Consider the following 23,709-nt stretch of genomic DNA (forward strand, 5'->3'; position numbering starts at 1 on the left):
GAGTACGAGGACGAGAGCCAGCACGGCGGCGGCGGCCGCCGCGGCGGCCCGCCGGATCCGGGGGTCGGGCATCGGGTCACGCTACGCATGCCGGAGCCGCCCGCCGCCCGCGCCACGCGGCCCGTCCACTGCCCCACCCGGTCGGCGGACGCGCCCCCTTCCCCGAAGCGGCCACGACCGGACACCAACGGGACACGAACCGGCATCCGTTGACACCGAGGCGAACCCCCGGGCGGACCGTTCACCCCTCTGGCCGCCGGGTTCGATTCCGTTCCCTCAAACGGCGTGACCCCGGCCGCCGATCCGCCGTTGATCCCGGCAGGCCGGGAACCGCCCGGCCCCCCGCTCGCCTAGCCCGAGGAGCCACCCCGTGCCCCGCATGCTCGACGTCAGTGATGAGGTACGTGCCGAGATCGGTGACGAAGAAGCCGAGAGGCTGCTCACCGGCGACGACGCACCGCGCAGCTACGACTGCACCTCGTGCCGCACCCCCGGGGACCCCGAGACCGACCCCACGAGCACCGTCCTGTTCGTCGGCGACGAGACCGCCGTCCTCGCCTTCGCGCACGCCGGCTGCATCCCCTCCCAGGTCGTGTCGGTCTCCGAGGAGCAGCTCCAGGGCGCCGTCCGCAGCATCACCGGCGACAGCCCCGCCCCCGAGGCCCCCGCCGCGGGCGGCGCCGCCCCGCAGAGCGTCCCCGGCGGCCAGGCGGTCCTCGGCATCACCAGCGGCCTCGTCCTGATCGGCGGCGAACTGCACCCGGCCCTCGTGGTCGAGCCGACCGCGCCCATCGCCCGCCCCGGCAGCACCGGCCCGGGAGACGACTTCCTGCCGCTCCTCATCGAGCAGGGCTTCATCCCCGTCACCGACACCGCCGAGCTGCCCACCCCGCTGGCCGGCTGGTCGGTGCTGCTCGCCGCGGGCCAGCTGCACGCCGTGCTCCAGCCGGGCACCGACGGCTCCGGCCCGGTCGCCTGGTGGCAGGCGCACCAGGCCCTGTCGGTCACCGAGGGCTGGCGGGCCGCCGTCAACAAGTCCCAGCGCGTCCTCGTCTACGCGGCTCCCGTCGGCTCCATCGGCCAGCAGCCGCGGGAGGACCTCCTGCGGGACGCCCTCGACAAGGCCGCCGCCGCCGGCAAGCTGGTGGCCGCCTCCATGCCGCTGGCGGGCACCCCGGGCGCCTGACGGAAAGCGGGCCCGGAGCGACCGTCCCGCCCCTCACGAGGGGGCGGCACGGCGCATGTCGCCGGGGGTGTGCGGTCCGCCCGCACACCCCCGGCGATCTGCGTTTCCTGCCCGTCCGCCCGCATCCGCAGGGCCCCGGGGTCGTTGGCTGATACGTGCATTCATACGACCCCTCCCGCGCCTCTGCCCCTACCAGCAGCAGCATCTCCCGGATGCGGCCCGTACAGGACCGGGACGGCGCTCCGGCCGCCTCGCACACCCCCATCTACGACACGCTGTGCTCGGAGTACCTGCGGGCCTTCCGGGCGCTGCCCGGGGACCGCACCGGCGAGGAGGACCTGGCCTTCACGGGGTTCTCGTACGGCGGCTCCTACACGGCCGGCACCGGCACGTACGGGGCCGGCTGGAGCGGCTCCGGGTGGCAGCCGGAGCCGTGGCAGGCTCCGTACGCGCCCGCGCCGGCCCCGGCCGCGCCGCAGCCCTCGTACGCGTACGCCGGCGGCTCCACCGCATACGCCGGCGGGCGGCAGCACCAGACCGGGATGCAGCACATCCCGGCGGCCCTGCCGCCCGCTCCGCGCCGGGGCTACTGACCCCCGGCGGCGCTACTTCTTCTTGTGCTGGCCGCCGCGCTTCTCCCGCACCCGCACCGAGATGTGGATGGGAGTGCCCTCGAAGCCGAACTCCTCGCGCAGACGGCGCTCGATGAACCGGCGGTAGCCGTGCTCCAGGAAGCCGGAGGCGAAGAGGACGAACCGCGGCGGCTTGCTGCCCGCCTGGGTGCCGAACAGGATGCGGGGCTGCTTGCCGCCGCGGATCGGGTGCGGGTGCGCGGCGACGAGCTCGCCGAGGAAGGCGTTCAGCCGGCCCGTCGGGACGCGGGTCTCCCAGCCGGCCAGCGCGGTCTCGATCGCCGGGACCAGCTTCTCCATGTGGCGGCCGGTCTTCGCCGAGACGTTGACGCGGGGCGCCCAGGCGACCTGCTGCATCTCGGTCTCGATCTCGCGCTCGAGGTAGTAGCGGCGCTCCTCGTCGAGCTCGTCCCACTTGTTGTAGGCGACGACGACGGCGCGGCCCGCGTCGACGGCCATCGTGATGATGCGCTGGTCCTGGACGCTGATGTTCTCCGTCGCGTCGATCAGGATGACCGCGACCTCCGCCTTCTCGACGGCGGCGGCCGTGCGCAGCGAGGCGTAGTAGTCGGCGCCCTGCTGGAGGTGGACGCGCTTGCGGATGCCGGCGGTGTCGACGAACTTCCAGGTGACGCCGCCGAGTTCGATGAGCTCGTCGACCGGGTCGCGGGTGGTGCCGGCCAGCTCGTTGACGACGACCCGCTCCTCCCGGGCGACCTTGTTCAGCAGGGAGGACTTGCCGACGTTGGGGCGGCCGATGAGCGCGATGCGGCGCGGCCCGCCGCTCTGCCCGCCGCCGAAGGACTGCGCCGGGGCCTCCGGCAGCGCCTCCAGGACGGCGTCGAGGAGGTCGCCGGTGCCGCGGCCGTGCAGCGAGGACACCGGGTAGGGCATGCCGAGGCCGAGGGACCACAGCATCGCCGCGTCGGCCTCGCCGCTCTGGCCGTCGACCTTGTTGGCGCACAGCACGACGGGCTTGCCGGCGCGGCGCAGCAGCTTGACGACGGCCTCGTCGCTGTCGGTGGCGCCGACCTTGGAGTCGACGACGAAGACGACGGCGTCGGCGGTCTCGATGGCGTACTCGGCCTGCGCGGCGACCGAGGCGTCGATGCCGAGGACGTCCTGCTCCCAGCCGCCGGTGTCGACGACCTTGAAGCGGCGGCCCGCCCACTCGGCCTCGTAGGTGACGCGGTCGCGGGTGACGCCCGGCTTGTCCTCGACGACGGCCTCGCGGCGGCCGATGATGCGGTTCACCAGGGTCGACTTGCCGACGTTGGGCCGGCCGACGACGGCGAGGACGGGCAGCGGGCCGTGGCCCGCCTCCTCGATCGCGCCCTCGACCTCTTCGAGGTCGAAGCCTTCCTCCGCGGCGAGCTCCATGAACTCCGCGTACTCGGCGTCGCCGAGCGCTCCGTGGTCGTGCTGGTCGTTCATGAAGTCCGTTCCTCGTCGTTCGTGGTGGTCGGTGGCGGCCGCGCGGGGTGCCGCGCGGGCGCCACTACTGGGTCAAGTCTCGCTCAGCGCCGGTCGGGGCGCCCGGCGCTCAGCGCCCGGTCAGGCGCCGGGCGTCCGCGAGGTGGGCGGTGAGCCTGCTCTGGATGCGCACGGTGGCCTCGTCCAGGGCGGTGCGGGTGCGGCGGCCGGTGCCGTCGCCCGCGTCGAAGGGGGAGCCGAAGACGATGTCGACCCGGCTCTTGAACGGGGGCAGGCCGCGTATCAGCCGGCCCCGGCGGTCGGTGCTGCCGAGGACGGCCACCGGGACGACCGGTGCGCCGCTGCGGACGGCGAAGTACGCGAGCCCCGCGCGCAGCGATGCGAAGTCGCCCTCGCCGCGGGTGCCCTCGGGGAAGATGCCGAGCGCGCCGCCGTTGTCGAGCACGGAGAGGGCCTTGGTGACGGCGGTGCGGTCGGTTCCCGCGCGGTCGACGGGGACCTGGCCGATGCCCTCGAGGAAGGTCCCGAGCGGGCCGATGTACGCCTCCTTCTTGACGAGGAAGTGCAGCGGCCGCGGCGCGGTGCCCATGACCATGGGCCCGTCGATGTTGTGGGCGTGGTTCACGGCGAGGATGACGGGACCGGAGGCGGGCACGCGCCAGGCCCCCAGTACGCGCGGCTTCCACAGCCCGTACATGAGCCCGATGCCGATCCGCCGGCCGACCGCCGCACCCTTCGGGGAGGGCGTCCGGGTCACTTGCGGCCCGCCCTCTTCTCCTCGACCAGGGTCACGACGCACTCGATGACCTGCTCCAGGGTCAGCTCGGTGGTGTCGACCTCGACGGCGTCGCCGGCCTTCGCCAGCGGCGACGTCTTGCGGCCGGAGTCGGCGGCGTCCCGCTTGATCAGGGCCTCCTTGGTCGCCGCGACGTCGGCGGCGTCCTTGCCGCGGAGCTCGCCGCTGCGGCGGGCGGCGCGGGCCTCGGGCGAGGCGGTGAGGAAGACCTTCAGGTCGGCGTCGGGCAGGACGGTGGTGCCGATGTCCCGGCCCTCGACGACGATGCCGCCCTCGGCCTCAGCGGCGATGCTGCGCTGGAGGTCGGTGATCAGCGCGCGGACCTCGGGGACGGCGCTGACCGCGCTGACCTTCGAGGTGACCTCGCGGGTGCGGATCGGGCCGGAGGCGTCCACGCCGTCGACGGTGATCGTCGGGGCGGCCGGGTCGGTCCCGGAGACGATCGCCGGCTTTCCGGCGGCCAGGGCGACGGCGTCCGCGTCGTCGGTGTCGATGCCGTTGGTGATCATCCACCAGGTGATGGCCCGGTACTGGGCACCGGTGTCCAGGTAGCGCAGCCCGAGCTTGGCGGCCACGGCCTTGGAGGTGCTGGACTTGCCCGTGCCGGAGGGACCGTCGATGGCGACGATCACGGCGGACGGAGCTGCGGTTTCCACGGTGCGGGCACCTTCCTGGTTGCGCGTGCGTGTCAGGGCGCGCCAAAGCGCCCCTCTCCAAGGTTACCGGGCCCCGGAACGGGCGCTGCCCGGGAGCCGCCGCGGGGGCCGCCGGGGCGGCCGCGGCCCCGGCGGCGGGCGGTCGGCGGCCACAGGGGCGGGCGCGCGACGGGCGGGGGTTACGGGCGGCGCAGGGCCCAGCCGCGGTCGCGCAGCTCCTCGGTGAGGGCGGCGGCGGCGCTCGGGTCCACCATGAGCTGTACGAGGCCGGCCTGCTGGCCGGTGGCGTGCTCGATCCGCACGTCCTCGATGTTGACCCCGGCCCGGCCGGCGTCGGCGAAGATCCGGGCGAGTTCGCCCGGCCGGTCGCTGATCAGGACGGCGACGGTCTCGTACGCCATCGGGGCGGCTCCGTGCTTGCCGGGGACCCGCTCGCGGCCGGCGTTGCCGCGGCGCAGGACGTCCTCGATGCCGCCGGCGCCGCCGCGCCGCTCGTCCACGTCGGCGGACTCCAGGGCGTGCAGGGCGTCGACGGTGGCCCGGAGGTCGGCGGCGATGCCGGCGAGGACCTCGGCGACGGGGCCGGGGTTGGCGGAGAGGATCTCCACCCACATGCGGGGGTCGGAGGCGGCGATGCGGGTGACGTCGCGGATGCCCTGGCCGCAGAGCCGCACAGCGGTCTCGTCGGCCTCCTCCAGGCGGGCGGCGACCATGCTGGACACGAGCTGCGGGGTGTGCGAGACGAGCGCGACCGCCCGGTCGTGGGCGTCGGCGTCCATGACGACCGGGACGGCGTTGCAGAGCGCGACGAGCTCCAGGGCCAGGTTGAGCACCTCGTGGTCGGTCTCCCGGGTGGGCGTGAGCACCCAGGGGCGGCCCTCGAAGAGGTCGGCGGTGGCGGCGAGCGGCCCGGACCGCTCCTTGCCGGCCATGGGGTGGGTGCCGATGTACGCGGTGGTGTCCGCGCCGAGCGCGGCGAGCTCCCGGCGCGGGCCGCCCTTGACGCTGGCGACGTCCACGTACGCGCGGGCCACGCCGCGCCCGATGGCGTCGGCCAGGGTCGCCGCGACGTGGGCGGGCGGTACGGCGACGATCGCGAGGTCGACCTTCCCTGCGGGCGGCTCGTCGGTGCCGGCGCCGAGGGAGGCGGCCGTGCGGGCCGTGTCGGGGTCGTGGTCGGCGAGGTGGACGCGGACCCCGCGGGCGGCGAGGGCGAGGGCCGCCGAGGTTCCGATCAGGCCGGTTCCGATGACGGCGGCGGTTCTCACGGGGCGCTCCAGGGTTGCGTGGTGTGGCGGCGGATCACTCCGGGCCAGGGTAGCCAGCGCGGGGGCGCCCGGGATCCGGCGGCCCGTCGGGCGGGGCTGCCGGGGCTGCCGGGGCTGCCGGGTCCCGGGGGCCTTTCCGGACCATGGCACCCCCGATGGCGGGGGCCTGCCACTCGGGGCCGGTCCGCGGCGGGGCGGTGGCGGCTGGGGTAGAACGTCGGCATGATCTTCCACATCGTCCCGCTCGCCGACTGGTCCGCCGCGCCCGAGCTCCCGTACGCCCCGGCCTCCCTGGACGCGGAGGGATTCGTGCACTGCTCGGCCGACCGCCCCACCGCCCTGGAGATCGCCGACCGGTACTACCGCGAGGTGGAGGGCCCGGTGCTGGCCGTCGAACTCGACGAGCGCGCGCTGACCTCGGAAGTCCGCCGCGAGGGTGAATCGGGCGGCCGCTACCCGCACGTCCACGGGCCGCTGGACCGGGCGGCGGTGGTCCGCGTCTGGGAGGTCGTCCTTGGGCCGGGTGCCGCACCGGAGCTCGCCCCGTGGGAGCCGGGTGCCTGAGCGGCGGCGCGGCGGAGCACCACCCGGGGCCCGGCGCGGGCCAGGATGCTCTTCGCCGGTCCCGGCCCAGACGAGGAGGAGCCCATGAGCGATCCCGTGCCCACCGCCCGACGCACCGTCCTGGCGGCGGGGGCCGCCGCCCTGGCCGGCGGCGCGCTGGCCGGCTGCGGCGGGGAGGAGGAGCCCTCGCCGATCCCGGAGAGCGCGACCCCCGGCACGTCCGGCCCTCAGGCGGCGGCCCCGAGCGAGAGCGCCGGGACGGCGCTGCTGAAGACGTCGGAGGTGCCGGTGGGCGGCGGCACGGTGCTGAAGGACCGGAAGCTGGTGGTGACCCAGCCGGCGGCGGGGACGTTCAAGTGCTTCTCCGCGGTGTGCACGCACCAGGGCTGCCTGGTGAACAAGGTGGCCGCCGGCACCATCGACTGCCCCTGCCACGGCAGCCGGTTCGCCATCGCGGACGGCGCGGTCACGAAGGGCCCGGCGACCCGCCCCCTCCCGGAGGCGAAGATCACGGTCTCCGGTGGCCAGGTGTACCTGGCGTAAGGCGGCGCCCTGGCGCAGTGCGGTGCCGGGGCGGCGGGGCAAATCCCGTCGACCGGCGACCGCCGCCGCGCCTACCCTCCGGGGATGACCGAACAGACCACCCTTGCGGGCGCGGCCGCCGCGTCCGACGACCACGCCCTGGTGCGCGACCACACGGTCTACGCGTGCGTCATGGGCTCGCGGGCGTTCGGCCTGGCGACCGGGTCGAGCGACACCGACCGGCGTGGCGTCTACCTGGCGCCGACCCCGCTGTTCTGGCGCTTCGACAAGCCGCCGACGCACGTGGAGGGCCCCCGGGAGGAGCAGTTCTCCTGGGAGCTGGAGCGCTTCTGCGAGCTGGCGCTGCGCAGCAACCCGAACGTCCTGGAGTGCCTGCACTCGCCGCTGGTCGAGCGGCTGACCCCGGTGGGGGAGGAACTCCTCGCACTGCGCGGGGCGTTCCTCTCCCGCGGGGTGCACACCTCGTTCACCCGCTACGCGAAGGGCCAGCACGACAAGCTCCTGGCCGACGTGCGGCTGCACGGCGCGCCGCGCTGGAAGCACGCGATGCACCTGCTGCGGCTGCTGCTGTCCTGCCGCGACATGCTCCGCACGGGCCGCCTGGACATCGACGCGACCCCGTACCGCGACCGCCTCCTCGCGGTGAAGCGGGGCGAGTCGTCCTGGTCGGAGATCGACGCCTGGGCGACCTGCCTGTCAGCCGAATCGGACGCGGCCCTCCCGCGCTCCCCCCTCCCGGAGACCCCGAACCGGGCAGCAGTGGAATCCTTCCTCCACCGGGCCCGCCGAGAAAGTGCCGCAGCGTCGTGATCGCGATTTGCGCGCACGAAATGACCGGCGGCAGGCGATCCGTCTACGTGGCCCACCTCACGGTCGAGGTGGACGACGCCGCCGCCCGTTGGGGGACCGGCGAGAGGTTCGAGGACGAGTGGGACCTCGGGCCACGCCTGATCTACTGCTGGCGGCTGGACAGCGGTGTCTGCGTGGCCCTGAACAGGCTCGAGCACCTCGACGTGCCGGGGTTCGGCTTCTACATGCGGGCGGACGACGAAGTTCCCGCCGCCATGCGGTTCGTGCTGGAGGAGTTCCTCAACGGGTCGGGAATTGCCCGGGAAACCGTGGCCGAGACGGCCTTCTGAGGGACGGGGTCCGCGGAGGGGCCGGGAGGGGTAATCCCCCCGGCCCCTCGTGCCTCGGCTGCGGGCCGGCCGTCAGGCGTCCCAGAGGGCGGCGAACGTGTCGAGGTCCTCGCGGTACTCGATGCGGGTCGTCCAGTCGTCCGGCCAGGCCGCCGCGCCCAGGTGGGCGCCTGCGAAGGCGCCGGCCAGGCAGGCCAGGGAGTCCGAGTCGCCGGACGTGCAGGCGGCGCGGCGCAGGGCCGTCAGGGGCTCGTCCGGGAAGAGCAGGAAGCACTGGAGGGCGGTGGCGAGGGCCTCCTCCGCGATCCAGCCCTCGCCGGTGGTCAGGCAGGGGTCCGTCTCCGGGGACGGGGTCTTCAGGGCCGCCGCGAGCCGGTCCAGGGCGGCCAGGCAGTCGTCCCAGCCGCGGGCGATGTAGGACTGCGGGCTCGCGTCGCAGGCCGTGCGCATCCAGAGGTCGCCGAGCCAGCGCTCGTGGTAGCGGGTGCGGTTGTCCAGGGCGTACGAGCGCAGCAGGCCGACCAGGCCCGTGACCTCGGCCCCGTCGGCGAGCAGCCACACGGCGCGGGCCGTCAGGTCCGAGGCGGCGAGGGCGGTGGGGTGGCCGTGGGTGAGGGCGGACTGGAGCTGGGAGGCGCCGGCCCGCTCCTCCTCCGTCCAGCCGGGGACGAGGCCGATCGGGGCCACGCGCATGTTCGCGCCGCAGCCCTTGGAGCCGATCTGGCCGGCGTCGCGCCAGTCCCGTCCGGGGTCGGTGAGGAGGCTGCACGCCCGCAGGCAGGTGTTGCCGGGGGCGCGGTTGTTCTCCGGGGACCGGTACCAGGCCGTGAACTCCTCGCGGACGGGCCCGGCGAGGCCCTCCGGGGTCAGCGGGCCGCGGTCCGCCGCGGTGCGCATGCCGCGGGCGAGCGCGAGGGTCATCTGGGTGTCGTCCGTGACGATGGCCGGGCGTGGCAGCCGCATCTGCCGCCAGGGGCCGGTCTTCGCGAGGATCGCCGGGACGTCGTTGAACTCGGTGGGGAAGCCCAGGGCGTCGCCGAGGGCCAGGCCGAACAGGGATCCGGTCGCCGCGCGCTTCGTCGCCGTCGTCGTCATGTGCTCGGGGTTCCTTCCGGGGGCGTGGGCGTGGGGCGGAGCAGCGGGGGGTGCAGGGCGGTGGCGGGGCCGGCCCGGTAGAGGGCGGCCGGTTTGCCGCGGCCGCCGGTGAGCCTGGCGGCGCCGGGCACCGCTTCGACGAAGCCGGGGGTGGCGAGCACCTTGCGGCGGAAGTTGGGCCGGTCCAGGGCCGTGTCCCAGACCGTCTCGTAGACGGACCGGAGCTCGCCGAGGGTGAACTCCGGCGGGCAGAAGGCGGTGGCCAGGCAGGTGTACTCCAGCTTGGCGCCGATCCGGGAGCGGGCGTCGGCGAGGATCGCCGCGTGGTCGAAGGCGAGCGGGCCGGCCTCCCCCACCGCCGTCCACCGGGCGCGGTCCGCGTCGCCGCCGCCCTCCGCGGCGGGCTCGGGCATGTCGGGGACGAGCGCGGTGAAGGCCACCGACACCACCCGCATCCGGGGGTCGCGGTCCGGTTCGCTGTACGTGCGCAGCTGCTCCAGGTGGAGCGCGGCGACGACCTGCTCCGGCAGGCCGGTCTCCTCGGCGAGTTCCCGGCGGGCCGCCTGCTCCGCGGACTCGCGGGGCAGGACGAACCCTCCGGGCAGCGCCCAGGCGCCCGCGTACGGGTCCTGGCCGCGCCGGATCAGCAGGACGTGGAGGGCGCCTGCGCGGACGGTGAAGACGGCGAGGTCGACCGTGACCGCGAAGGGCGCGAAGGCGCGCGGGTCGTAGTCCGCCACGGCGGTCAGCGCCTTTCCGGGAGGGGGTCGGTGAACTGCCAGGCTTCGGAGAGGAGTTCGTCGACGGCCCGGACGGCGGTCCGCAGGCGCGCGGCGCGGTCGCCGGTGACGACGAGGTGGCGGCGCCCGGTGCGTTGCAGTTCCTCGCGGAAGCGTCCGGTCATCCAGGGCCGCAGGTGCGGGCCGTCGCGCAGGCCGTCGTCCTCGAAGGGGACGTCCGCGTGGTCGGTCAGCAGGTACAGGTCGCGGGGGCGGGCGGCCCCGATCCGCTCGACCTCCGGGTTCCGGCCGCCCGTGTACCGCTCGTGCCAGATGCCGGTCGCGAAGGAGTCGGTGTCGCAGAAGAGGACGGGCGAGCCCTCGCGGGCCGCGCGCTCCTCGTCCTCGTCCTGGCGGCGGGCGATGACGGGGAACTCCTCGGAGGTGAACTCCACGTCCTCCCAGGTCGCCGCCGGGTCGGCGGCGCGGGCGGCGGCGAGCTTCTCCTCGCTGTACCGGCGGCCGTACTCGGCGACCCATCCGGTGGCGGCCCACACCCCGCCGCGGGCACGGTAGTGCGCGGCGAGCTCCCGGGAGAGCGTCGTCGTGCCGGTGGACTCGGCGCCGAGGACGACGACCCGCCGGGCCAGCGCGGCCCGGACCGCCGGCCCGAGGTACGGCCAGCAGCGGACGGGGTCGGCGCGGACGGCGGTCCCGGAGACGGGGAAGCGGCTGCGGGCGGGGTCCACGAGGACCTCCCGCGCCCCGAACCGGCGGGCGAGCTCCGTCCCGTAGTCCTCGGAGGTGAAGACGGCGTCGACGGGTTCGGGGACGGCCGCCCGGACGACGGCCATGTGCGCGTCCCAGACGGCCGGGTCGTGCAGGTCGACCGGGATGTCGTCGACGGCGCCGACGACGCGCACGCCGGGCTGCGGGTGCGCGTCGCGCATCCAGGCGACCCGGTCGGCGAGCGGCACGGACTCCACCGAGGCCGCGCACACCAGGACCGTGAGCCGCTCGCACTGCGCGGCCGCGGTGTCCACGAGGTGGTGGTGGCCGGCGTGCGGCGGGTAGAACTTGCCGAGGACCAGCCCGTGCCGGTACGCCGTCCCGGGCGTCCGGGCGCTCACGCCGCCGCCTCCGCGGCCGTACGGGCGCCCGGTCCGGTGCCGGAGCCCTGGCCGGCCAGGCTGCGCCGCCAGCCGAGCAGTCCGGCCACGCACAGCGCGAGGAAGCCGGTGTAGAGGACGGCGGTCAGGTGCAGGCCCTTGTAGGCGTACAGCGGGATGTAGACGAGGTCGGCGGCGATCCACAGCCACCAGGACTCGACGAGCTTGCGGCACTGGCCGTACGTGGCCGCGAGCGACAGCCCGGTGGTCAGCGCGTCCCAGAAGGGCACGGTCGAGTCGGTGGCCCGGTCGAGCAGGAGCGTCAGGGCGAGCACCGTCACCGCCCCCGCCGCCGCGAGCACGGCCCATTCGGTGCGCGTGGTGCGGCGCACCGGCAGGGCTCCGGCGGTTCCCGGGCCACCCCCGTGGGTCCAGGACCACCAGCCGTAGGCGGCGAGGGCGATGAAGACGATCTGCAGTCCGGCGTCCGCGTAGAGGCCGGCCTGCGTGAACAGCACGATGAAGAAGACGTTGTTCGCGATGCCGACGGGCCAGTTGGCGATGTGCTGCCGGGCCACGAGCCAGACGCACAGGGCCCCGGTGGCGAACCCGAGCATTTCGGTCCAGCTCACGAGAGCATCGACCCCCCTCACTCCTTTAATAGTCAGCCTGACTATAAACAGGGTGGGGTGCGCCGGGCAAGCAGAAAGCCCGCAGTGCCGTGGAAGGCACTGCGGGCTCCGGGTGCGGGGGTGCGGTGCGGACCGGCCGCGGCCGGTCTACAGGCCGACCTCGCGCATCAGCATCCCGACCTCGGTGTTGGTCAGGCGGCGCAGCCAGCCGGACTTCTGGTCGCCCAGCTCGATCGGCCCGAAGGCGGTGCGGACGAGCTTCTCGACCGGGAAGCCGGCCTCGGCGAGCATCCGGCGGACGATGTGCTTGCGGCCCTCGTGGAGGGTGACCTCCACGAGGTAGTTCTTGCCGACCTGGTCGATCACGCGGAAGTGGTCCGCGCGCGCCCAGCCGTCCTCCAGCTCGATGCCGTCCTTGAGCCGCTTGCCGATGTCGCGGGGCAGCGGGCCCGTGATGGCGGCGACGTAGGTCTTCTTCACCCCGTACTTGGGGTGCGTCAGGCGGTGGGCCAGCTCGCCGTGGTTGGTGAGCAGGATGACGCCCTCGGTCTCGGTGTCGAGCCGGCCGACGTGGAAGAGGCGGGTCTCGCGGTTGGTGACGTAGTCGCCGAGGCACTGGCGGCCGTCCGGGTCCTCCATGGTGGAGACGACGCCGACCGGCTTGTTCAGCGCGAAGAACAGGTACGACTGGGTCGCCACGGTCAGGCCGTCGACCTTGATCTCGTCCTTCGGCAGGACGCGCTTGCCCTGCTCGGTGACGATCTCGCCGTTGACCTCCACGCGGGCCTGCTCGATCAGCTCCTCGCACGCCCGGCGCGAACCCATGCCCGCCCGCGCGAGCACCTTCTGGAGCCGCTCGCCCTCCTGCTCGGCGCCCGGGAAGGTCTTCGGGGTGCGGATGACCGGCTTGTCCGCGTACCGGTCGCGTACGCGCTCCTCGATCCGGGCGTCGAACTCGCGCGGCCGCGACGGGCTGCCGAAGCCCGCCTCGCCGCGCCGCGCGCCGCCGCCCTGGCCGCCGCGCCCGCCGCCGCCCTGGGGGCGGCCCGGCTTCTTCGGGGCGCCCTTCGCGCCGCCGCGGGCGTCCGCGCCGCGGGAGCCGCGGGTGCGCTCGCCCTCCGGGCCGACGTCGTAGCGGCGCTCCTCCGGACGCGGGCGGCGCGGGCGCTGCGGCGCGCCGCCCGCCCGCTCGTCGCGCGCGTTGCCGGCGCCGCGGTAATTGCCGCGCCCGCGTCCGTCTCCGTCCCTGCGGCTGCCGCCGCCGCCCGTGTTCCGGTTGCCGCCGTTGCCGTTGCCGCTGCTTCGCATCAAAGTTCCGTCGTCTTGTCGTCTTCTTCGGTGTCCGGTGCGTCCGGATCGAACGACGGAACGCCTTCCTGCGTCTCGGCCTCGATCGCCTCCGCCTCGGGGAGGAAGGGCGCCAGCTCCGGGAGCTCGTCCAGGCCGCGAAGGCCCATCCGCTCCAGAAAGTAGTTCGTCGTCCTGTACAGGATCGCACCTGTTTCGGGTTCCGTGCCCGCCTCGGCGACCAGACCCCGCTGGAGGAGGGTGCGCATGACCCCGTCGCAGTTCACCCCGCGCACCGCGGAGACGCGGGAGCGGCTGACCGGCTGGCGGTAGGCGACCACGGCGAGGGTCTCCAGCGCCGCCTGCGTGAGGCGGGCCTGCCGGCCGTCCAGGACGAAGCGCTCGACGGCGGCCGCGTAGCGGGGGCGGGTGTAGAAGCGCCAGCCGCCTGCGACGAGCCGCAGCTCGAAGCCGCGCTGCTGGACGGCGTACTCGTCGGCGAGCTCGCGCAGGGCGCCGGCGATCTCGCGCGGGGTGCGGTCGAGGACCTTCGCGAGGTGCGCCTCGGTGGCGGGCTCGTCCACGACCATGAGGACGGCCTCCAGGGCGGGCTTGAGCGGCAGCCCGGCCAGACCGTCGCCGGTGTCGTACGGGCCGCCTTCGCCCGGGAGGGCGTCCTCGTCGGATGGCTGGTCCATGTCTCCCTCTTCCTTCATTCCCCGGCTTCGGCGATCCGGTCGAACTCGTCGGTCACGGCGGGCATCGCGCCGGCCCCGCCGCCCGTCCAGCGCACGGTCAGCGTGCGCAGGGCCTCCTCCTGCTCCAGGGCGACCGCCTTCTCCCGGTAGAGCTCCAGCAGCGCCAGGAACCGGGCGACGACCGTGAGGGTGTCGTCCGTGTCCTGCGTGAGCTCGTCGAAGGTGGCCGCACCGCGCTCCCGGAGGGCGGCCACGAGGACGGCGGCCTGTTCCCGGACGCTGACCAGCGGGGCGTGGATGTGGTCCACGTAGACCTGCGGCTCCGCCCTGGGCTGCATGGCCTTGGCGGCGAGGCGGGCGAACCCCTCGGCGCCGATGCCGAGGACGACCTCCGGCAGGAGCGCGGCGTGGTGGTCCTCCAGGCCGACGGTGCGCGGGTGGCGGCGGCCCTCGGACTCGGCGCGCTCCGCGAAGACGTCGGCGATGCGCTTGTAGGCGCGGTACTGCAGCAGCCGCGCGAAGAGCAGGTCGCGGGCCTCCAGGAGCGCGAGGTCGGCCTCGTCCTCCACCTCGGCGGCGGGCAGGAGGCGGGCGGCCTTCAGGTCGAGGAGCGTCGCGGCGACGACGAGGAACTCGGTGGTCTGGTCGAGGTCCCAGTCGGGCCCCATGGCCCGGATGTGCGCCATGAACTCGTCGGTGACCTTGGACAGCGCGACCTCGGTGACGTCGAGCTTGTGCCGGGAGATGAGCTGCAGCAGCAGGTCGAAGGGCCCCTCGAAATTGTCGAGCCGCAACGTGAACCGCCCGTCACCCCCTCCGCCGGGGGCGCCGCCCCCGGCGCAGGCACCGGACTCGGCCGGAGCGCCGGCCGCGGCACCGGCCCCGGCGGTTGTTCCGCCCTCCGCGCGCGTGGCCTCGGCAGGGGAGCCGGGCCCGATGGCGGCGGCCGCGGCGGGCGTGCCGGCCGGGGCAGAGGTCCCGCCGAAGGCGGGGCGGCCGCCCGCGTTCGGTGCCGCGGCAGCGCACGCTGCCGCCTCCGAGAGCCGCTGAGCGGCAGACGGGGCGGCCCGGGCGGCTTGGGCTCCGGCCGCCTGGTCGGCAGCGGCGCGCAGGGCCGCCTCCGAAGGCCCCTGAGGGGCAGTCGGGGCCACGGGGGCATCGGGGGCCGGGCAGACGGCCGTGGATCCGCAGGCGGCCTCGTGTGGCTCCGGCGGCGCCGGGGCGGGCGCTCGGGGGCCCGAGGATGCGCCGGGGCCGCGCCCGAGGGTCCGGCGGGGCGGGCGGCCGGCTTCGGCGGGAGAGGGCATTGCAGTCCAGGAAGGTACGGGGGCGGGCCCGGTCGGCCCGCCCCAAGGCTCCCACGAACCCGACCCGCGGCGTCCCCCGGACCCGCGCACGGCACACCGCTCGGCGAGGCCGGGGCGGCAGGGGCACGGAGGACTGGATCCGCGGCCCCGCCGGGAACCCGGTCGGCGCGCCCCGGCGGTCGCATGGGGCCGCGACCGCGGAAACCCGCGCCCCCCTGCAAGCACACATCCAGAGAACCGGCGCCCCCAGGGCAGGAGGTGGCCCGGCAAGGCCGGTCGCCGGCACGCCAGTCGCCTGCCGGGGCACGCCGCCCGGGCCAGTCGCCCCCGAAGGGAGGACGCGCGCGCGCCGGCCGCCCGTGAGGCAGAGGCCCGGCATGGCCGGTGCATGCGGGAAGCGGGCTCGTCGCGGCTGGTCGCCATCGAGGCAGGCGCCCCTCGGGACAGGCCCCAAAGGGCGGAGTCCCATGGGTCGGGACCCGCAGGAAGCCGGTGCGTGCACCGTGGGGAGGCGGCGGGGCCGGGGGCTGCCACCTGGCCGACCGGCGTCAGCGGCCGGCAGCCCTGGCGCCGGACGGCCTCGGGCGGTCGGCGAGCGCGGCCCGGCAGCCGGGGCGGTGGCCCCTGGGCCGCGAGGATGGGCAGCCGGGCCGATGGCCCGCAAAGCCGGGTGGCCCGCACGGCCGGACAGCCGGGACGCGGCGGCCGCGAGGGCCGGTGGGCCGCACGGCGGCCGCAGGGCCGGGCAGCCGGGGCGCGGTGGCCCGGGGGCCGGAAGGTCAGCGGCCGCGGAGGCGGCGGACCAGGATGCTGGCGTCGCCGCGGGATTCCAGGTCCGCCAGGACGACCGCCACCGCCTCGCGGACGATGCGGCCGCGGTCCACCGCGAGGCCGTGCTCGCCGCGGAGCACCAGGCGGGCGTGCTCCAGGTCCATGAGCTCCTCGGCGGAGACGTACACCGTGATCTTCTCGTCGTGGCGCTCGCGCCCGCTCGGCCGGCGGCCCGACCCGCGGCCGGTGCCCTTCCCGCGGCGGGTCGCCCCCGCGGGAGCCGCCGCGGGGGTGGCAGAACCTTCCTGCGGCCGCCTCGGGGCTCCCACCACGGGGTCCGTGCGCTCCGTGCCTGCCGCCGCCTCCCGGCCGCGGCCCTCCCCCGCCGTGCCCTCCGCCGGCACTGCCGCGGCTTCCTCGCCGCCCCGCTTCGGCGAGGACGACTGCAGTGCCGTCCCCCCGGTCGTACGGAACAGTTCGTCGGCTCCGGGCAGACTCACTCGGCGTGACACCGGGCGAGCACCTCCCTGGCCAGTTGGCGGTAGGCGGCGGCACCGACGGAGTTCGAGGCGTACGTGGTGATCGGCTCGCCGGCGACCGTGGTCTCCGGGAAGCGCACGGTGCGGCCGATGACCGTGTGGTACACGTGGTCGTCGAACGCCTCGACGACACGCGCCAGCACCTCGCGGCTGTGCACCGTGCGGGAGTCGTACATCGTGGCGAGGATGCCGTCGAGCTCCAGCTCCGGGTTGAGCCGCTCCTGCACCTTCTCGATGGTCTCGGTCAGCAGGGCCACGCCGCGCAGCGCGAAGAACTCGCACTCCAGCGGGACGATGACCTTGTGGGCCGCCGTCAGGGCGTTGACGGTCAGCAGGCCGAGGGAGGGCTGGCAGTCGATGACGATGTAGTCGTAGTCGTTCATCAGGGGCTTCAGCGCCCGCTGGAGCGTCGACTCGCGCGCGACCTCGCTCACCAGCTGCACCTCGGCGGCGGACAGGTCGATGTTGCTCGGCAGCAGGTCCATGTTGGGGACCGCGGTCTTCAGCAGCACCTCGTCGGCCGACATGCCCCGCTCCATGAGCAGGTTGTAGACCGTCAGGTCGAGTTCCATCGGGTTCACGCCGAGGCCCACGGACAGCGCGCCCTGCGGGTCGAAGTCGACGAGGAGGACCCGCCGCCCGTACTCGGCGAGTGCGGCGCCCAGGTTGATGGTCGACGTGGTCTTCCCGACGCCGCCCTTCTGGTTGCACATCGCGATGATCTTCGCCGGACCGTGGTCGGTCAGCGGACCCGGGATCGGGAAGTACGGCAGCGGACGTCCGGTCGGGCCGATCCGCTCGCGGCGCTGGCGGGCAGCGTCGGGCGCGAGGGTGGCCGCGTACTCGGGGTCGGGCTCGTATTCCGCGTCGGGGTCGTAGAAGTGCCCTTCGGGCACCTGGTCGTAGTCGGCGAAACCAATGGGCGCATCGCCGCTGTGGTCGCCGGCCGTGGAGTTCACGTCTAGGCCGTCCATGCTCTTTTGGGGCGTCGTCATGTGCTGGTGGTTTGCGAACGTGCGGACTGCGACGGAGCCGACCGCTTCGAGCCCGGCCGGACCCTGGCCCCGCTCGGGCGTCCCTGCGCGACCACCCCCAGGAGTAAATGTCGACTCATTCACAAGTCGTCTTACCTCCTCGGACGTGACCAGGACACTTATCGATAGGTCAGCGTGGCACCATGCCGACGGTTGGCGACTCTATGGCGTGTCACCGCCCAGCGGCAACACAATCCACCGGACCGGCAACGATGTGTCGGCAACCGAACACCGCTCTGTCAAGGGCGTCGGACCCGTCACTGTGAAGTTTCGCAGGTGTGCGAAAGGGTTAAAGGGCTACCTTTGAGGCGAGTTGCGCCCGGCCGGACCCGCCGCGGCAAACGCGCCCGGCCGGACCTTGCGCGCAAGGTCCGGCCGGGGACGTGAGATTGACGTCAGTCGTTGACGGGTCGTACGGCTCAGCCGAGCAGCGTGCCGATCTCGACGGACTCGAGGCCGTGGGCCTCGGCGACCGGTCCGTAAACGACCTTGCCCTCATGGGTGTTGAGGCCCAGCGCGAGCGCCGGGTCGCGGCGCAGCGCCTCGGCCCAGCCCAGGTTCGCGAGCTGCACGATGTAGGGCAGCGTGGCGTTGGTGAGGGCGTAGGTGGAGGTGTTCGGGACGGCGCCCGGCATGTTGGCGACGCAGTAGAAGACCGAGTTGTGGACCTGGAAGGTCGGCTCGGCGTGCGTGGTCGGACGGGAGTCCTCGAAGCAGCCGCCCTGGTCGATCGCAATGTCGACAAGTACACTTCCGGGCTTCATCTTGGCGACGAGCTCGTTGGTGACCAGCTTCGGGGCCTTCGCACCCGGGATCAGCACGGCGCCGATGACGAGGTCGGCCTCGATGACGGCCTTCTCCAGCTCGTAGGCGTTGGAGACGATCGTCTTGACCTTGGTGCCGAAGATCTTGTCGGCCTCGCGGAGCTTGTTGATGTCCTTGTCGAGCAGGGTCACGTGGAAGCCCATGCCGATGGCGATCTGGACCGCGTTCCAGCCGGAGACGCCGCCGCCGATGACGACGCACTCGCCGGCGTGGGTGCCGGGGACGCCGCCCGGGAGCACGCCGCGGCCGCCGGCCGAGCGCATCAGGTGGTAGGCGCCGACCTGCGGGGCCAGCCGGCCCGCGACCTCGGACATCGGGGCGAGGAGCGGCAGCGCGCGGTTGGCGAGCTCGACCGTCTCGTACGCGATGGCGGTGGTGCCGGACTCCAGCAGGGCGTCCGTGCACTCGCGGGAGGCCGCCAGGTGCAGGTAGGTGAAGAGCGTCTGGTCCTTGCGGAGGCGGTGGTACTCCTCCGCGATGGGCTCCTTGACCTTCAGCAGAAGGTCGGCGGTCGCCCAGACCTCGTCGGCGGTGGGGAGGATCTCCGCGCCCGCGGCGACGTACTCGGCGTCCGAGATCGAGGAGCCGACACCGGCGTTCTGCTCGATGAAGACCTGGTGGCCGTTGCGGACCAGCTCATGCACGCCGGCAGGCGTGATGGCGACCCGGAACTCGTTGTTCTTGACCTCGCGGGGGATGCCGACCTTCATCGTCGATCACGGTCCTTGGCTCAGGGGATTTTTCGGGGCACTTCCATACATACCCGTCCACAAGGCGCGCAACGGGATGCACCACGAGAGGACGTGGTGGAGCCAGTCTAATGAAGGATGAGGCGCTGTCTAGCCTTGCAAACCAATAATCTCAGTCGTTACCACTGCGGATTTCGCAGGCCGCGGGGTCGTCTCCCAGTAGTTTGTCGGCCGCCGAGCGGTGCAGCCGGGCCGCCGCGGGATCACCCAGCCGGTCGAGGGTGTCGGCCAGCCTGACCTGGAGCGCGGCCTGCAGCCGCAGGTCCCCGGCGCGGCGCGCGAGGTCGACCGCCTCCCGGCAGGTGTGCAGCGATTCCTCGGGCCGTCCGGCGTACTCCTGGATGCGGGCCATCTCGCTCAACGCCTTTGCCTGGCCGGGTACATCGCCCAGCTTCCGGTAGCCCGCGGCGGCCGCCCGCCAGGCGCGCAGGGCGTCCCCGTACCGGCCGGCATGGGTGTGGGCGTTGCCGAGCCGCCCGTACAGCCGGGCCTCGTCCGCCCGCTCCCCGCGGGCCAGCGCCTGGGCCAGGGCGCGGCCGAACCAGTCGGCGGCCCGGTGCCAGTCGGAGAGCTCCTGGTAGGCGCCGCCTACGGATTCCATCGCGCGGCCCGTCGCGTACGGGTCGTTCGCCGCCCGCCCGGCGTCCAGCGCGGCCCGGTAGCGCTCCAGGGCCTCCCTGGTCCGGCCCGTCTCGGCGTCGAGGTCGGCGATGTTGAGCAGGGCGGCGGCCTGCTCCCGGTACAGGCTGCGCCGCTCGGCGACGTCGAGGACCAGCCGGTGCAGCCCGTACAGCTCGGGGGCGGCGGCCGCGGTGCCCCGGTGCTCGGCCAGTGCCCGGACCAGGCCGGCGACGAGCCGGCGGGCCAGGGTGTCCAGGCCGCCGTCGGCGACGGCGAGGACGGCGGAGGCCGACAGGGCGGGGAGCCGGCTCTCCAGCCAGGTGGCGGCGGCCCGCCGGTCGGCGAAGCGCAGGGCGCGCGGCAGTCCGTCCAGCTGCTCGCGCACGTCCTCCGCGTCCTCCGCGCCGGCCATGGCGCTGCAGGAGTGCAGCAGGCGGACGGTGCGCTCCAGCATCCGGGCGCGGGCGAGCTGGACCTCGGCGGGCCGCTCCTTGGCCTCCAGCAGGCCGCGCAGCAGCGGGGCGAGGCAGCCGGGCAGCAGGAACAGGCCGTCGGGGGCGTGCCGGACGAGGCCGAGGCCGGCGAAGTCCTCCAGGAGTGCCTGGGCTGCGGCCACGGAGCAGCCGGCCAGGGCGGAGGCGGTGTGCGAGTCGACGATCCCGGCGGGCGCGAGCGGCAGCAGCCTCAGGGTGCGCTGGGCCGGCTGGGGAAGGGACTCGTAGACGAGCCGGAAGGCCTTCCCGAGGGGCCCCGAGCTGCCCGCGGGCATGTCGTGGAGCTGCTTGGCGGTGTCGGAGACGGCGGCCTTGGGGCGGGCGGCGAGCCACCCGCCGACCATGGTGAGGACGGCGGGCAGACCCCCGCACACCTCGGCGAGGTCTTCGGCGGCCCGCGGGTCGGCTGCGATGCGGGTGGTGCCGATGAGGCGGGCGAGCATCTCGACGGCGGCGGGGGGCTCCAGCCCGCCCAGGGTGCAGGGGCGGACGTCCGGGATCCCGGTGAGCGGGCCCTCCGCGGTCAGCACGACGAGGCATTCGGGCGTGTCGGGGAGCAGGGCGTCGACCTGGTAGGGGTCGGCGGCGTCGTCGACGAGCAGGATCACGCGCTTGCCGGCCAGGGCGGCGCGCAGGACGGAGCTGAGCTCGTCCTCGGAGGCGCCCGGCGGGGTGGGCTCGCCGAGGCCCTCCAGCAGGATCCGCAGGGCCCGTTCGGTGCTGATGCCCTCGCCGCCGGGGGCGGTGAGGCGGACGCGCAGCACGCCGTCGGGGTAGTCGGCGGCGACCTGCCGGACGAGGGCCTCGGCGAGGGCGGTGCGCCCGGACCCGGGGCGGCCGGCGATGAGCAGGAGCCGGGCGCGGGGGGACTTGGCCTTGCGGCCGGAGAGGGTGTCGAGGCCCGTGCGCGCGATGTCCTCGCGCAGCTCCTTCAGCTCGCGCCGCCGCCCGACGAAATCCGCCACGGATCCGCTCCTCTCCCTGCCTTCGGGGTGCGAGCGTAGTTCACGCAGAGCGACGACCCGTGGCGGGCAGGGCGGGCGCATCCCCCGATCGGATCAGCGGATCGTCACACCGCCCCGCCGTTCGGGGGCAGCCCCCGCGGGCAGGCGGCCGCGCCGCCGCCTTCAGGCCTCGTACGGGCGGGCCGGCCAGGGGGCCTGCGCCGGGCGCAGCGCGTCCGGGCCGCCCTCGGCGGCGAGGGCCGCCTGGAGTGCCAGGACGCCGTTGGTCAGGCCCGGGTTGCCGAGGTCGCCGGCGAGGACGCCGCGTACGAGGTCGGCGAGCGGTACGCGGGCCACCTCCATGTCGGCCTCCTCCTCCGACACCTCGAAGCGGTCGCCCTCGGCGTCGGCGAGGCCGCGGGCGAGGAAGACGCGGATCGCCTCGTCGGAGCCGCCGGGCGAGGCGAAGAAGTCGACCAGGACCCGCCAGTCCTCGGCCTTGACGTGCGCCTCCTCGTACAGCTCGCGCTGCGCGGCGTGCAGCGGGTTCTCGCCGGGCACGTCGAGGAGGCCGGCCGGGAGCTCCCACAGCCGGTGCCGCACGGGGTGGCGGTACTGCTTCAGCACCAGGACGCGCCCCTCCTCGTCGTAGGCGAGGACGCACACGGAGCCGGGGTGGGCCTGGTAGTCGCGGGTGGCGGCGGAACCGTCGGGCATGCGGACCTCGTCCGAGACGACCGCCGTCTTCTTCCCCTGGAAGGGGCGCCGGCTCGACAGCGTCTCCCACGACTCGGCCGTGTCCTTGATGTTCATTCCCCGAAACCCTCCGCACGCGCGACAGCCGGGGCACGGACGTCCGTGCCCCGGCTGTCTACGGTATGCCCTCGGTCAGGCCGTCACTTGCCGGTCTTGCGCTCCACCGCGGCCTTGACCAGGCCGGCGAAGAGCGGGTGCGGGCGCGTCGGGCGGGAGCGCAGCTCCGGGTGGGCCTGGGTGGCGACCAGGTAGGGGTGCACCTCGCGCGGGTACTCGACGTACTCGACGAGCTTGTTGTCCGGGGAGGTGCCGGAGAAGACGAGGCCGGTCTTCTCGAGCTCGCCGCGGTAGGCGTTGTTCACCTCGTAGCGGTGGCGGTGGCGCTCGTCGACGTACGCCTGGTCGCCGTAGACCTCGCGGACGATCGAGCCCTCGGCGAGCTTCGCCGGGTACATGCCCAGGCGCATGGTGCCGCCGAGGTCGCCGGCGCCCTCGACGAAGGCCAGCTGCTCCTCCATGGTCGAGATGACCGGGTGCGGGGTCGAGGGGTCGAACTCGGTGGAGTTGGCCTCCTCGATGCCGCCCAGGTTCCGGGCCGCCTCGATGACGACGCACTGCAGGCCCAGGCACAGGCCGAGCAGCGGGATCCTGTTCTCGCGGGCGTAGGTGATCGCGCCGACCTTGCCGTTCACGCCGCGGTCGCCGAAGCCGCCGGGGACGCAAACCGCGTCCACGTCCGCCAGCTGGGCGGCCGCGCCGGCCGGGGTCTTGCAGTCGTCGGAGGTGACCCACTTGATCTGGACGCGGGCCCGGTTGGCGAAGCCGCCGGCGCGCAGCGCCTCGGTGACCGACAGGTAGGCGTCCGGCAGGTCGATGTACTTGCCGACGAGCGCGACCTTCACCTCGTGGTCGGGGTTGTGGACCCGGTCGAGGAGGTCCTCCCAGACCGTCCAGTCCACGTCGCGGAACGGCAGGTCGAGCTTGCGGACGACGTACGCGTCGAGGCCCTCGGTGTGCAGGACCTTCGGGATGTCGTAGATCGACTTGGCGTCGATGGCGGCGACCACGGCGGCCTCGTCGACGTCGCACATCAGCGAGATCTTGCGCTTGATGGAGGTCGGCACGTCCCGGTCGGCGCGCAGCACGATCGCGTCGGGCTGGATGCCGATGTTGCGCAGGGCCGCCACCGAGTGCTGGGTCGGCTTGGTCTTCAGCTCGCCGGAGGGGCCGATGTAGGGGAGCAGCGAGATGTGCACGACGAAGACGTTGTCGCGTCCGACCTCGTGGCGGACCTGGCGGACGGTCTCCAGGAACGGCAGGGACTCGATGTCGCCGACGGTGCCGCCGACCTCGGTGATGACGACGTCGACGTCCTCGGTCGCCATCCGCCGGATGCGGTGCTTGATCTCGTTGGTGATGTGCGGGATGACCTGCACGGTGTCGCCCAGGTACTCGCCGCGGCGCTCCTTGGCGATGACCGTCGAGTAGACCTGGCCGGTGGTGACGTTGGCCGAGCCGTCGAGGTCGACGTCGAGGAAGCGCTCGTAGTGGCCGATGTCCAGGTCCGTCTCGGCGCCGTCGTTGGTGACGAACACCTCGCCGTGCTGGAACGGGTTCATGGTGCCCGGGTCGACGTTCAGGTACGGGTCGAGCTTCTGCATGGTGACCCGCAGGCCGCGCGCCTTCAGCAGCGCACCCAGGCTGGAGGCCGTGAGGCCCTTGCCGAGGGACGAGGCGACACCTCCGGTGACGAAGATGTGCTTGGTCGTCAGGGATTTGGGCGGCATCGCCAAGAGGGGGCTCCCGTGGTCGCGAAGTGAGGTGCGTCCGGCGCCGGCCACCGTCGAACCGGAAGGTCTCTGGGGGCGCCGAAGCTGCGGTTGCGGGGTGCCTGATTCGCACAGGCAGACC

Annotated in this window: 23 protein-coding genes; 6 read left to right on the forward strand and 17 right to left on the reverse strand. The window is 74.2% G+C overall.

From position 1 onward, the window contains the following. The first annotated feature begins 370 nt into the window (after positions 1-370). Positions 371-1,186: a DUF8842 C-terminal domain-containing protein gene (locus IE170_RS30960; RefSeq protein WP_189812793.1), complete on the forward strand. Its 816-nt coding sequence runs from the start codon at positions 371-373 to the stop codon at positions 1,184-1,186. Between the two features lie 212 nt (positions 1,187-1,398). Continuing rightward, the gene (locus IE170_RS30965; RefSeq protein ID WP_189812794.1) at positions 1,399-1,779 is read left to right on the forward strand and encodes a hypothetical protein; all 381 of its coding nucleotides are present in this window, start codon (positions 1,399-1,401) and stop codon (positions 1,777-1,779) included. A gap of 12 nt (positions 1,780-1,791) precedes the next feature. On the opposite strand, the gene der is transcribed toward IE170_RS30965, so the two are convergent. The 4 genes from der to IE170_RS30985 all read right to left on the reverse strand — a co-directional run bounded on the left by der (position 1,792) and on the right by IE170_RS30985 (position 5,972). Continuing rightward, the gene (gene der / locus IE170_RS30970) at positions 1,792-3,252 is read right to left on the reverse strand and encodes a ribosome biogenesis GTPase Der (RefSeq protein ID WP_189812795.1); all 1,461 of its coding nucleotides are present in this window, start codon (positions 3,250-3,252) and stop codon (positions 1,792-1,794) included. A gap of 109 nt (positions 3,253-3,361) precedes the next feature. Then, a complete protein-coding gene (locus IE170_RS30975; RefSeq protein WP_373299081.1) occupies positions 3,362-4,051 on the reverse strand; it encodes a lysophospholipid acyltransferase family protein in 690 nt (229 codons plus the stop codon). After that, a complete protein-coding gene (cmk, locus tag IE170_RS30980) occupies positions 4,006-4,704 on the reverse strand; it encodes a (d)CMP kinase (protein ID WP_189812797.1) in 699 nt (232 codons plus the stop codon). The genes IE170_RS30975 and cmk overlap by 46 nt, the downstream gene beginning before the upstream one ends. Before the next feature lie 179 nt (positions 4,705-4,883). Then, complete coding sequence (locus tag IE170_RS30985) at positions 4,884-5,972, reverse strand: prephenate dehydrogenase (protein ID WP_189812798.1); 1,089 nt, start codon at positions 5,970-5,972, stop codon at positions 4,884-4,886. A gap of 222 nt (positions 5,973-6,194) precedes the next feature. Between IE170_RS30985 and IE170_RS30990 the strand changes: the two genes are divergently transcribed. The 4 genes from IE170_RS30990 to IE170_RS31005 all read left to right on the forward strand — a co-directional run bounded on the left by IE170_RS30990 (position 6,195) and on the right by IE170_RS31005 (position 8,218). Further along, a complete protein-coding gene (locus tag IE170_RS30990) occupies positions 6,195-6,536 on the forward strand; it encodes a DUF952 domain-containing protein (protein WP_189812799.1) in 342 nt (113 codons plus the stop codon). A gap of 84 nt (positions 6,537-6,620) precedes the next feature. Beyond that, positions 6,621-7,079: a Rieske (2Fe-2S) protein gene (locus tag IE170_RS30995; protein WP_189812800.1), complete on the forward strand. Its 459-nt coding sequence runs from the start codon at positions 6,621-6,623 to the stop codon at positions 7,077-7,079. An 84-nt stretch (positions 7,080-7,163) separates the two neighbouring features. Beyond that, positions 7,164-7,889 carry a nucleotidyltransferase domain-containing protein gene (locus IE170_RS31000; RefSeq protein ID WP_189812801.1) on the forward strand — a complete coding sequence of 242 codons (726 nt, stop codon included), beginning with the start codon at positions 7,164-7,166 and terminating at the stop codon, positions 7,887-7,889. Next, complete coding sequence (locus IE170_RS31005) at positions 7,886-8,218, forward strand: hypothetical protein (protein ID WP_189812802.1); 333 nt, start codon at positions 7,886-7,888, stop codon at positions 8,216-8,218. The genes IE170_RS31000 and IE170_RS31005 overlap by 4 nt, the downstream gene beginning before the upstream one ends. 72 nt (positions 8,219-8,290) lie before the next feature. Here IE170_RS31005 and IE170_RS31010 read toward each other — a convergent pair whose 3' ends face one another. From IE170_RS31010 to pyrG, 13 genes are all read right to left on the reverse strand, one after another. Beyond that, positions 8,291-9,313 (reverse strand): ADP-ribosylglycohydrolase family protein, encoded by a 1,023-nt coding sequence (locus IE170_RS31010; RefSeq protein ID WP_189812803.1) that lies wholly within the window; start codon positions 9,311-9,313, stop codon positions 8,291-8,293. Further along, entirely contained in the window at positions 9,310-10,062 is a 753-nt protein-coding gene (locus IE170_RS31015) for an NUDIX hydrolase (RefSeq protein WP_223856466.1), read from the reverse strand. The genes IE170_RS31010 and IE170_RS31015 overlap by 4 nt, the downstream gene beginning before the upstream one ends. Continuing rightward, complete coding sequence (locus IE170_RS31020; protein ID WP_229885315.1) at positions 10,059-11,162, reverse strand: AAA family ATPase; 1,104 nt, start codon at positions 11,160-11,162, stop codon at positions 10,059-10,061. Before IE170_RS31020 ends, IE170_RS31015 begins: the two co-directional genes overlap by 4 nt. Then, positions 11,159-11,758, reverse strand: coding sequence for a nicotinamide riboside transporter PnuC (gene pnuC, locus IE170_RS31025; RefSeq protein WP_189812819.1), 600 nt, complete (start codon positions 11,756-11,758; stop codon positions 11,159-11,161). Before pnuC ends, IE170_RS31020 begins: the two co-directional genes overlap by 4 nt. Positions 11,759-11,920: 162 nt before the next feature. After that, positions 11,921-13,081 (reverse strand): pseudouridine synthase, encoded by a 1,161-nt coding sequence (locus IE170_RS31030; RefSeq protein ID WP_189812805.1) that lies wholly within the window; start codon positions 13,079-13,081, stop codon positions 11,921-11,923. Next, on the reverse strand, positions 13,081-13,650 hold the full coding sequence (gene scpB, locus IE170_RS31035) for an SMC-Scp complex subunit ScpB (protein WP_229885324.1): 570 nt from the start codon (positions 13,648-13,650) through the stop codon (positions 13,081-13,083). The genes IE170_RS31030 and scpB overlap by 1 nt, the downstream gene beginning before the upstream one ends. Positions 13,651-13,772: 122 nt before the next feature. After that, the gene (locus IE170_RS33525; RefSeq protein ID WP_373299083.1) at positions 13,773-14,552 is read right to left on the reverse strand and encodes a segregation and condensation protein A; all 780 of its coding nucleotides are present in this window, start codon (positions 14,550-14,552) and stop codon (positions 13,773-13,775) included. Positions 14,553-15,844: 1,292 nt separating this feature from the next. After that, a complete protein-coding gene (locus IE170_RS31045) occupies positions 15,845-16,336 on the reverse strand; it encodes a hypothetical protein (protein ID WP_189812807.1) in 492 nt (163 codons plus the stop codon). Further along, positions 16,333-17,493 carry a ParA family protein gene (locus tag IE170_RS31050; protein ID WP_114056969.1) on the reverse strand — a complete coding sequence of 387 codons (1,161 nt, stop codon included), beginning with the start codon at positions 17,491-17,493 and terminating at the stop codon, positions 16,333-16,335. The genes IE170_RS31045 and IE170_RS31050 overlap by 4 nt, the downstream gene beginning before the upstream one ends. Before the next feature lie 335 nt (positions 17,494-17,828). Beyond that, positions 17,829-18,944, reverse strand: a complete 1,116-nt coding sequence (gene ald / locus IE170_RS31055) for an alanine dehydrogenase (protein ID WP_189812808.1) — start codon at positions 18,942-18,944, stop codon at positions 17,829-17,831. 151 nt (positions 18,945-19,095) lie between these two features. Further along, positions 19,096-21,144 carry a tetratricopeptide repeat protein gene (locus IE170_RS31060; protein ID WP_189812809.1) on the reverse strand — a complete coding sequence of 683 codons (2,049 nt, stop codon included), beginning with the start codon at positions 21,142-21,144 and terminating at the stop codon, positions 19,096-19,098. An 81-nt stretch (positions 21,145-21,225) separates the two neighbouring features. Further along, positions 21,226-21,855 (reverse strand): NUDIX domain-containing protein, encoded by a 630-nt coding sequence (locus IE170_RS31065; protein ID WP_189812810.1) that lies wholly within the window; start codon positions 21,853-21,855, stop codon positions 21,226-21,228. 83 nt (positions 21,856-21,938) lie between these two features. After that, entirely contained in the window at positions 21,939-23,585 is a 1,647-nt protein-coding gene (gene pyrG / locus IE170_RS31070) for a CTP synthase (protein ID WP_189812811.1), read from the reverse strand. Positions 23,586-23,709: the final 124 nt, after the last annotated feature.

The sequence above is a fragment of the Streptomyces toxytricini genome, from assembly GCF_014649915.1.
GTDB lineage: Bacteria > Actinomycetota > Actinomycetes > Streptomycetales > Streptomycetaceae > Streptomyces > Streptomyces toxytricini.

What these genes read in the sequence shown, in the direction of transcription:
- IE170_RS31010 (WP_189812803.1), bottom strand. Translation starts at nt 9,313, where the DNA reads ATGACGACGACGGCGACGAAGCGCGCGGCGACCGGATCCCTGTTCGGC.
- IE170_RS31000 (WP_189812801.1), top strand. Translation starts at nt 7,164, where the DNA reads ATGACCGAACAGACCACCCTTGCGGGCGCGGCCGCCGCGTCCGACGAC.
- pnuC (WP_189812819.1), bottom strand. Translation starts at nt 11,758, where the DNA reads ATGCTCGGGTTCGCCACCGGGGCCCTGTGCGTCTGGCTCGTGGCCCGG.
- scpB (WP_229885324.1), bottom strand. Translation starts at nt 13,650, where the DNA reads ATGGTCGTGGACGAGCCCGCCACCGAGGCGCACCTCGCGAAGGTCCTC.
- IE170_RS30990 (WP_189812799.1), top strand. Translation starts at nt 6,195, where the DNA reads ATGATCTTCCACATCGTCCCGCTCGCCGACTGGTCCGCCGCGCCCGAG.
- IE170_RS30995 (WP_189812800.1), top strand. Translation starts at nt 6,621, where the DNA reads ATGAGCGATCCCGTGCCCACCGCCCGACGCACCGTCCTGGCGGCGGGG.
- IE170_RS31060 (WP_189812809.1), bottom strand. Translation starts at nt 21,144, where the DNA reads ATGCGCCCGCCCTGCCCGCCACGGGTCGTCGCTCTGCGTGAACTACGC.
- IE170_RS30965 (WP_189812794.1), top strand. Translation starts at nt 1,399, where the DNA reads ATGCGGCCCGTACAGGACCGGGACGGCGCTCCGGCCGCCTCGCACACC.
- ald (WP_189812808.1), bottom strand. Translation starts at nt 18,944, where the DNA reads ATGAAGGTCGGCATCCCCCGCGAGGTCAAGAACAACGAGTTCCGGGTC.
- IE170_RS31065 (WP_189812810.1), bottom strand. Translation starts at nt 21,855, where the DNA reads ATGAACATCAAGGACACGGCCGAGTCGTGGGAGACGCTGTCGAGCCGG.
- pyrG (WP_189812811.1), bottom strand. Translation starts at nt 23,585, where the DNA reads ATGCCGCCCAAATCCCTGACGACCAAGCACATCTTCGTCACCGGAGGT.
- IE170_RS31030 (WP_189812805.1), bottom strand. Translation starts at nt 13,081, where the DNA reads ATGCGAAGCAGCGGCAACGGCAACGGCGGCAACCGGAACACGGGCGGC.
- der (WP_189812795.1), bottom strand. Translation starts at nt 3,252, where the DNA reads ATGAACGACCAGCACGACCACGGAGCGCTCGGCGACGCCGAGTACGCG.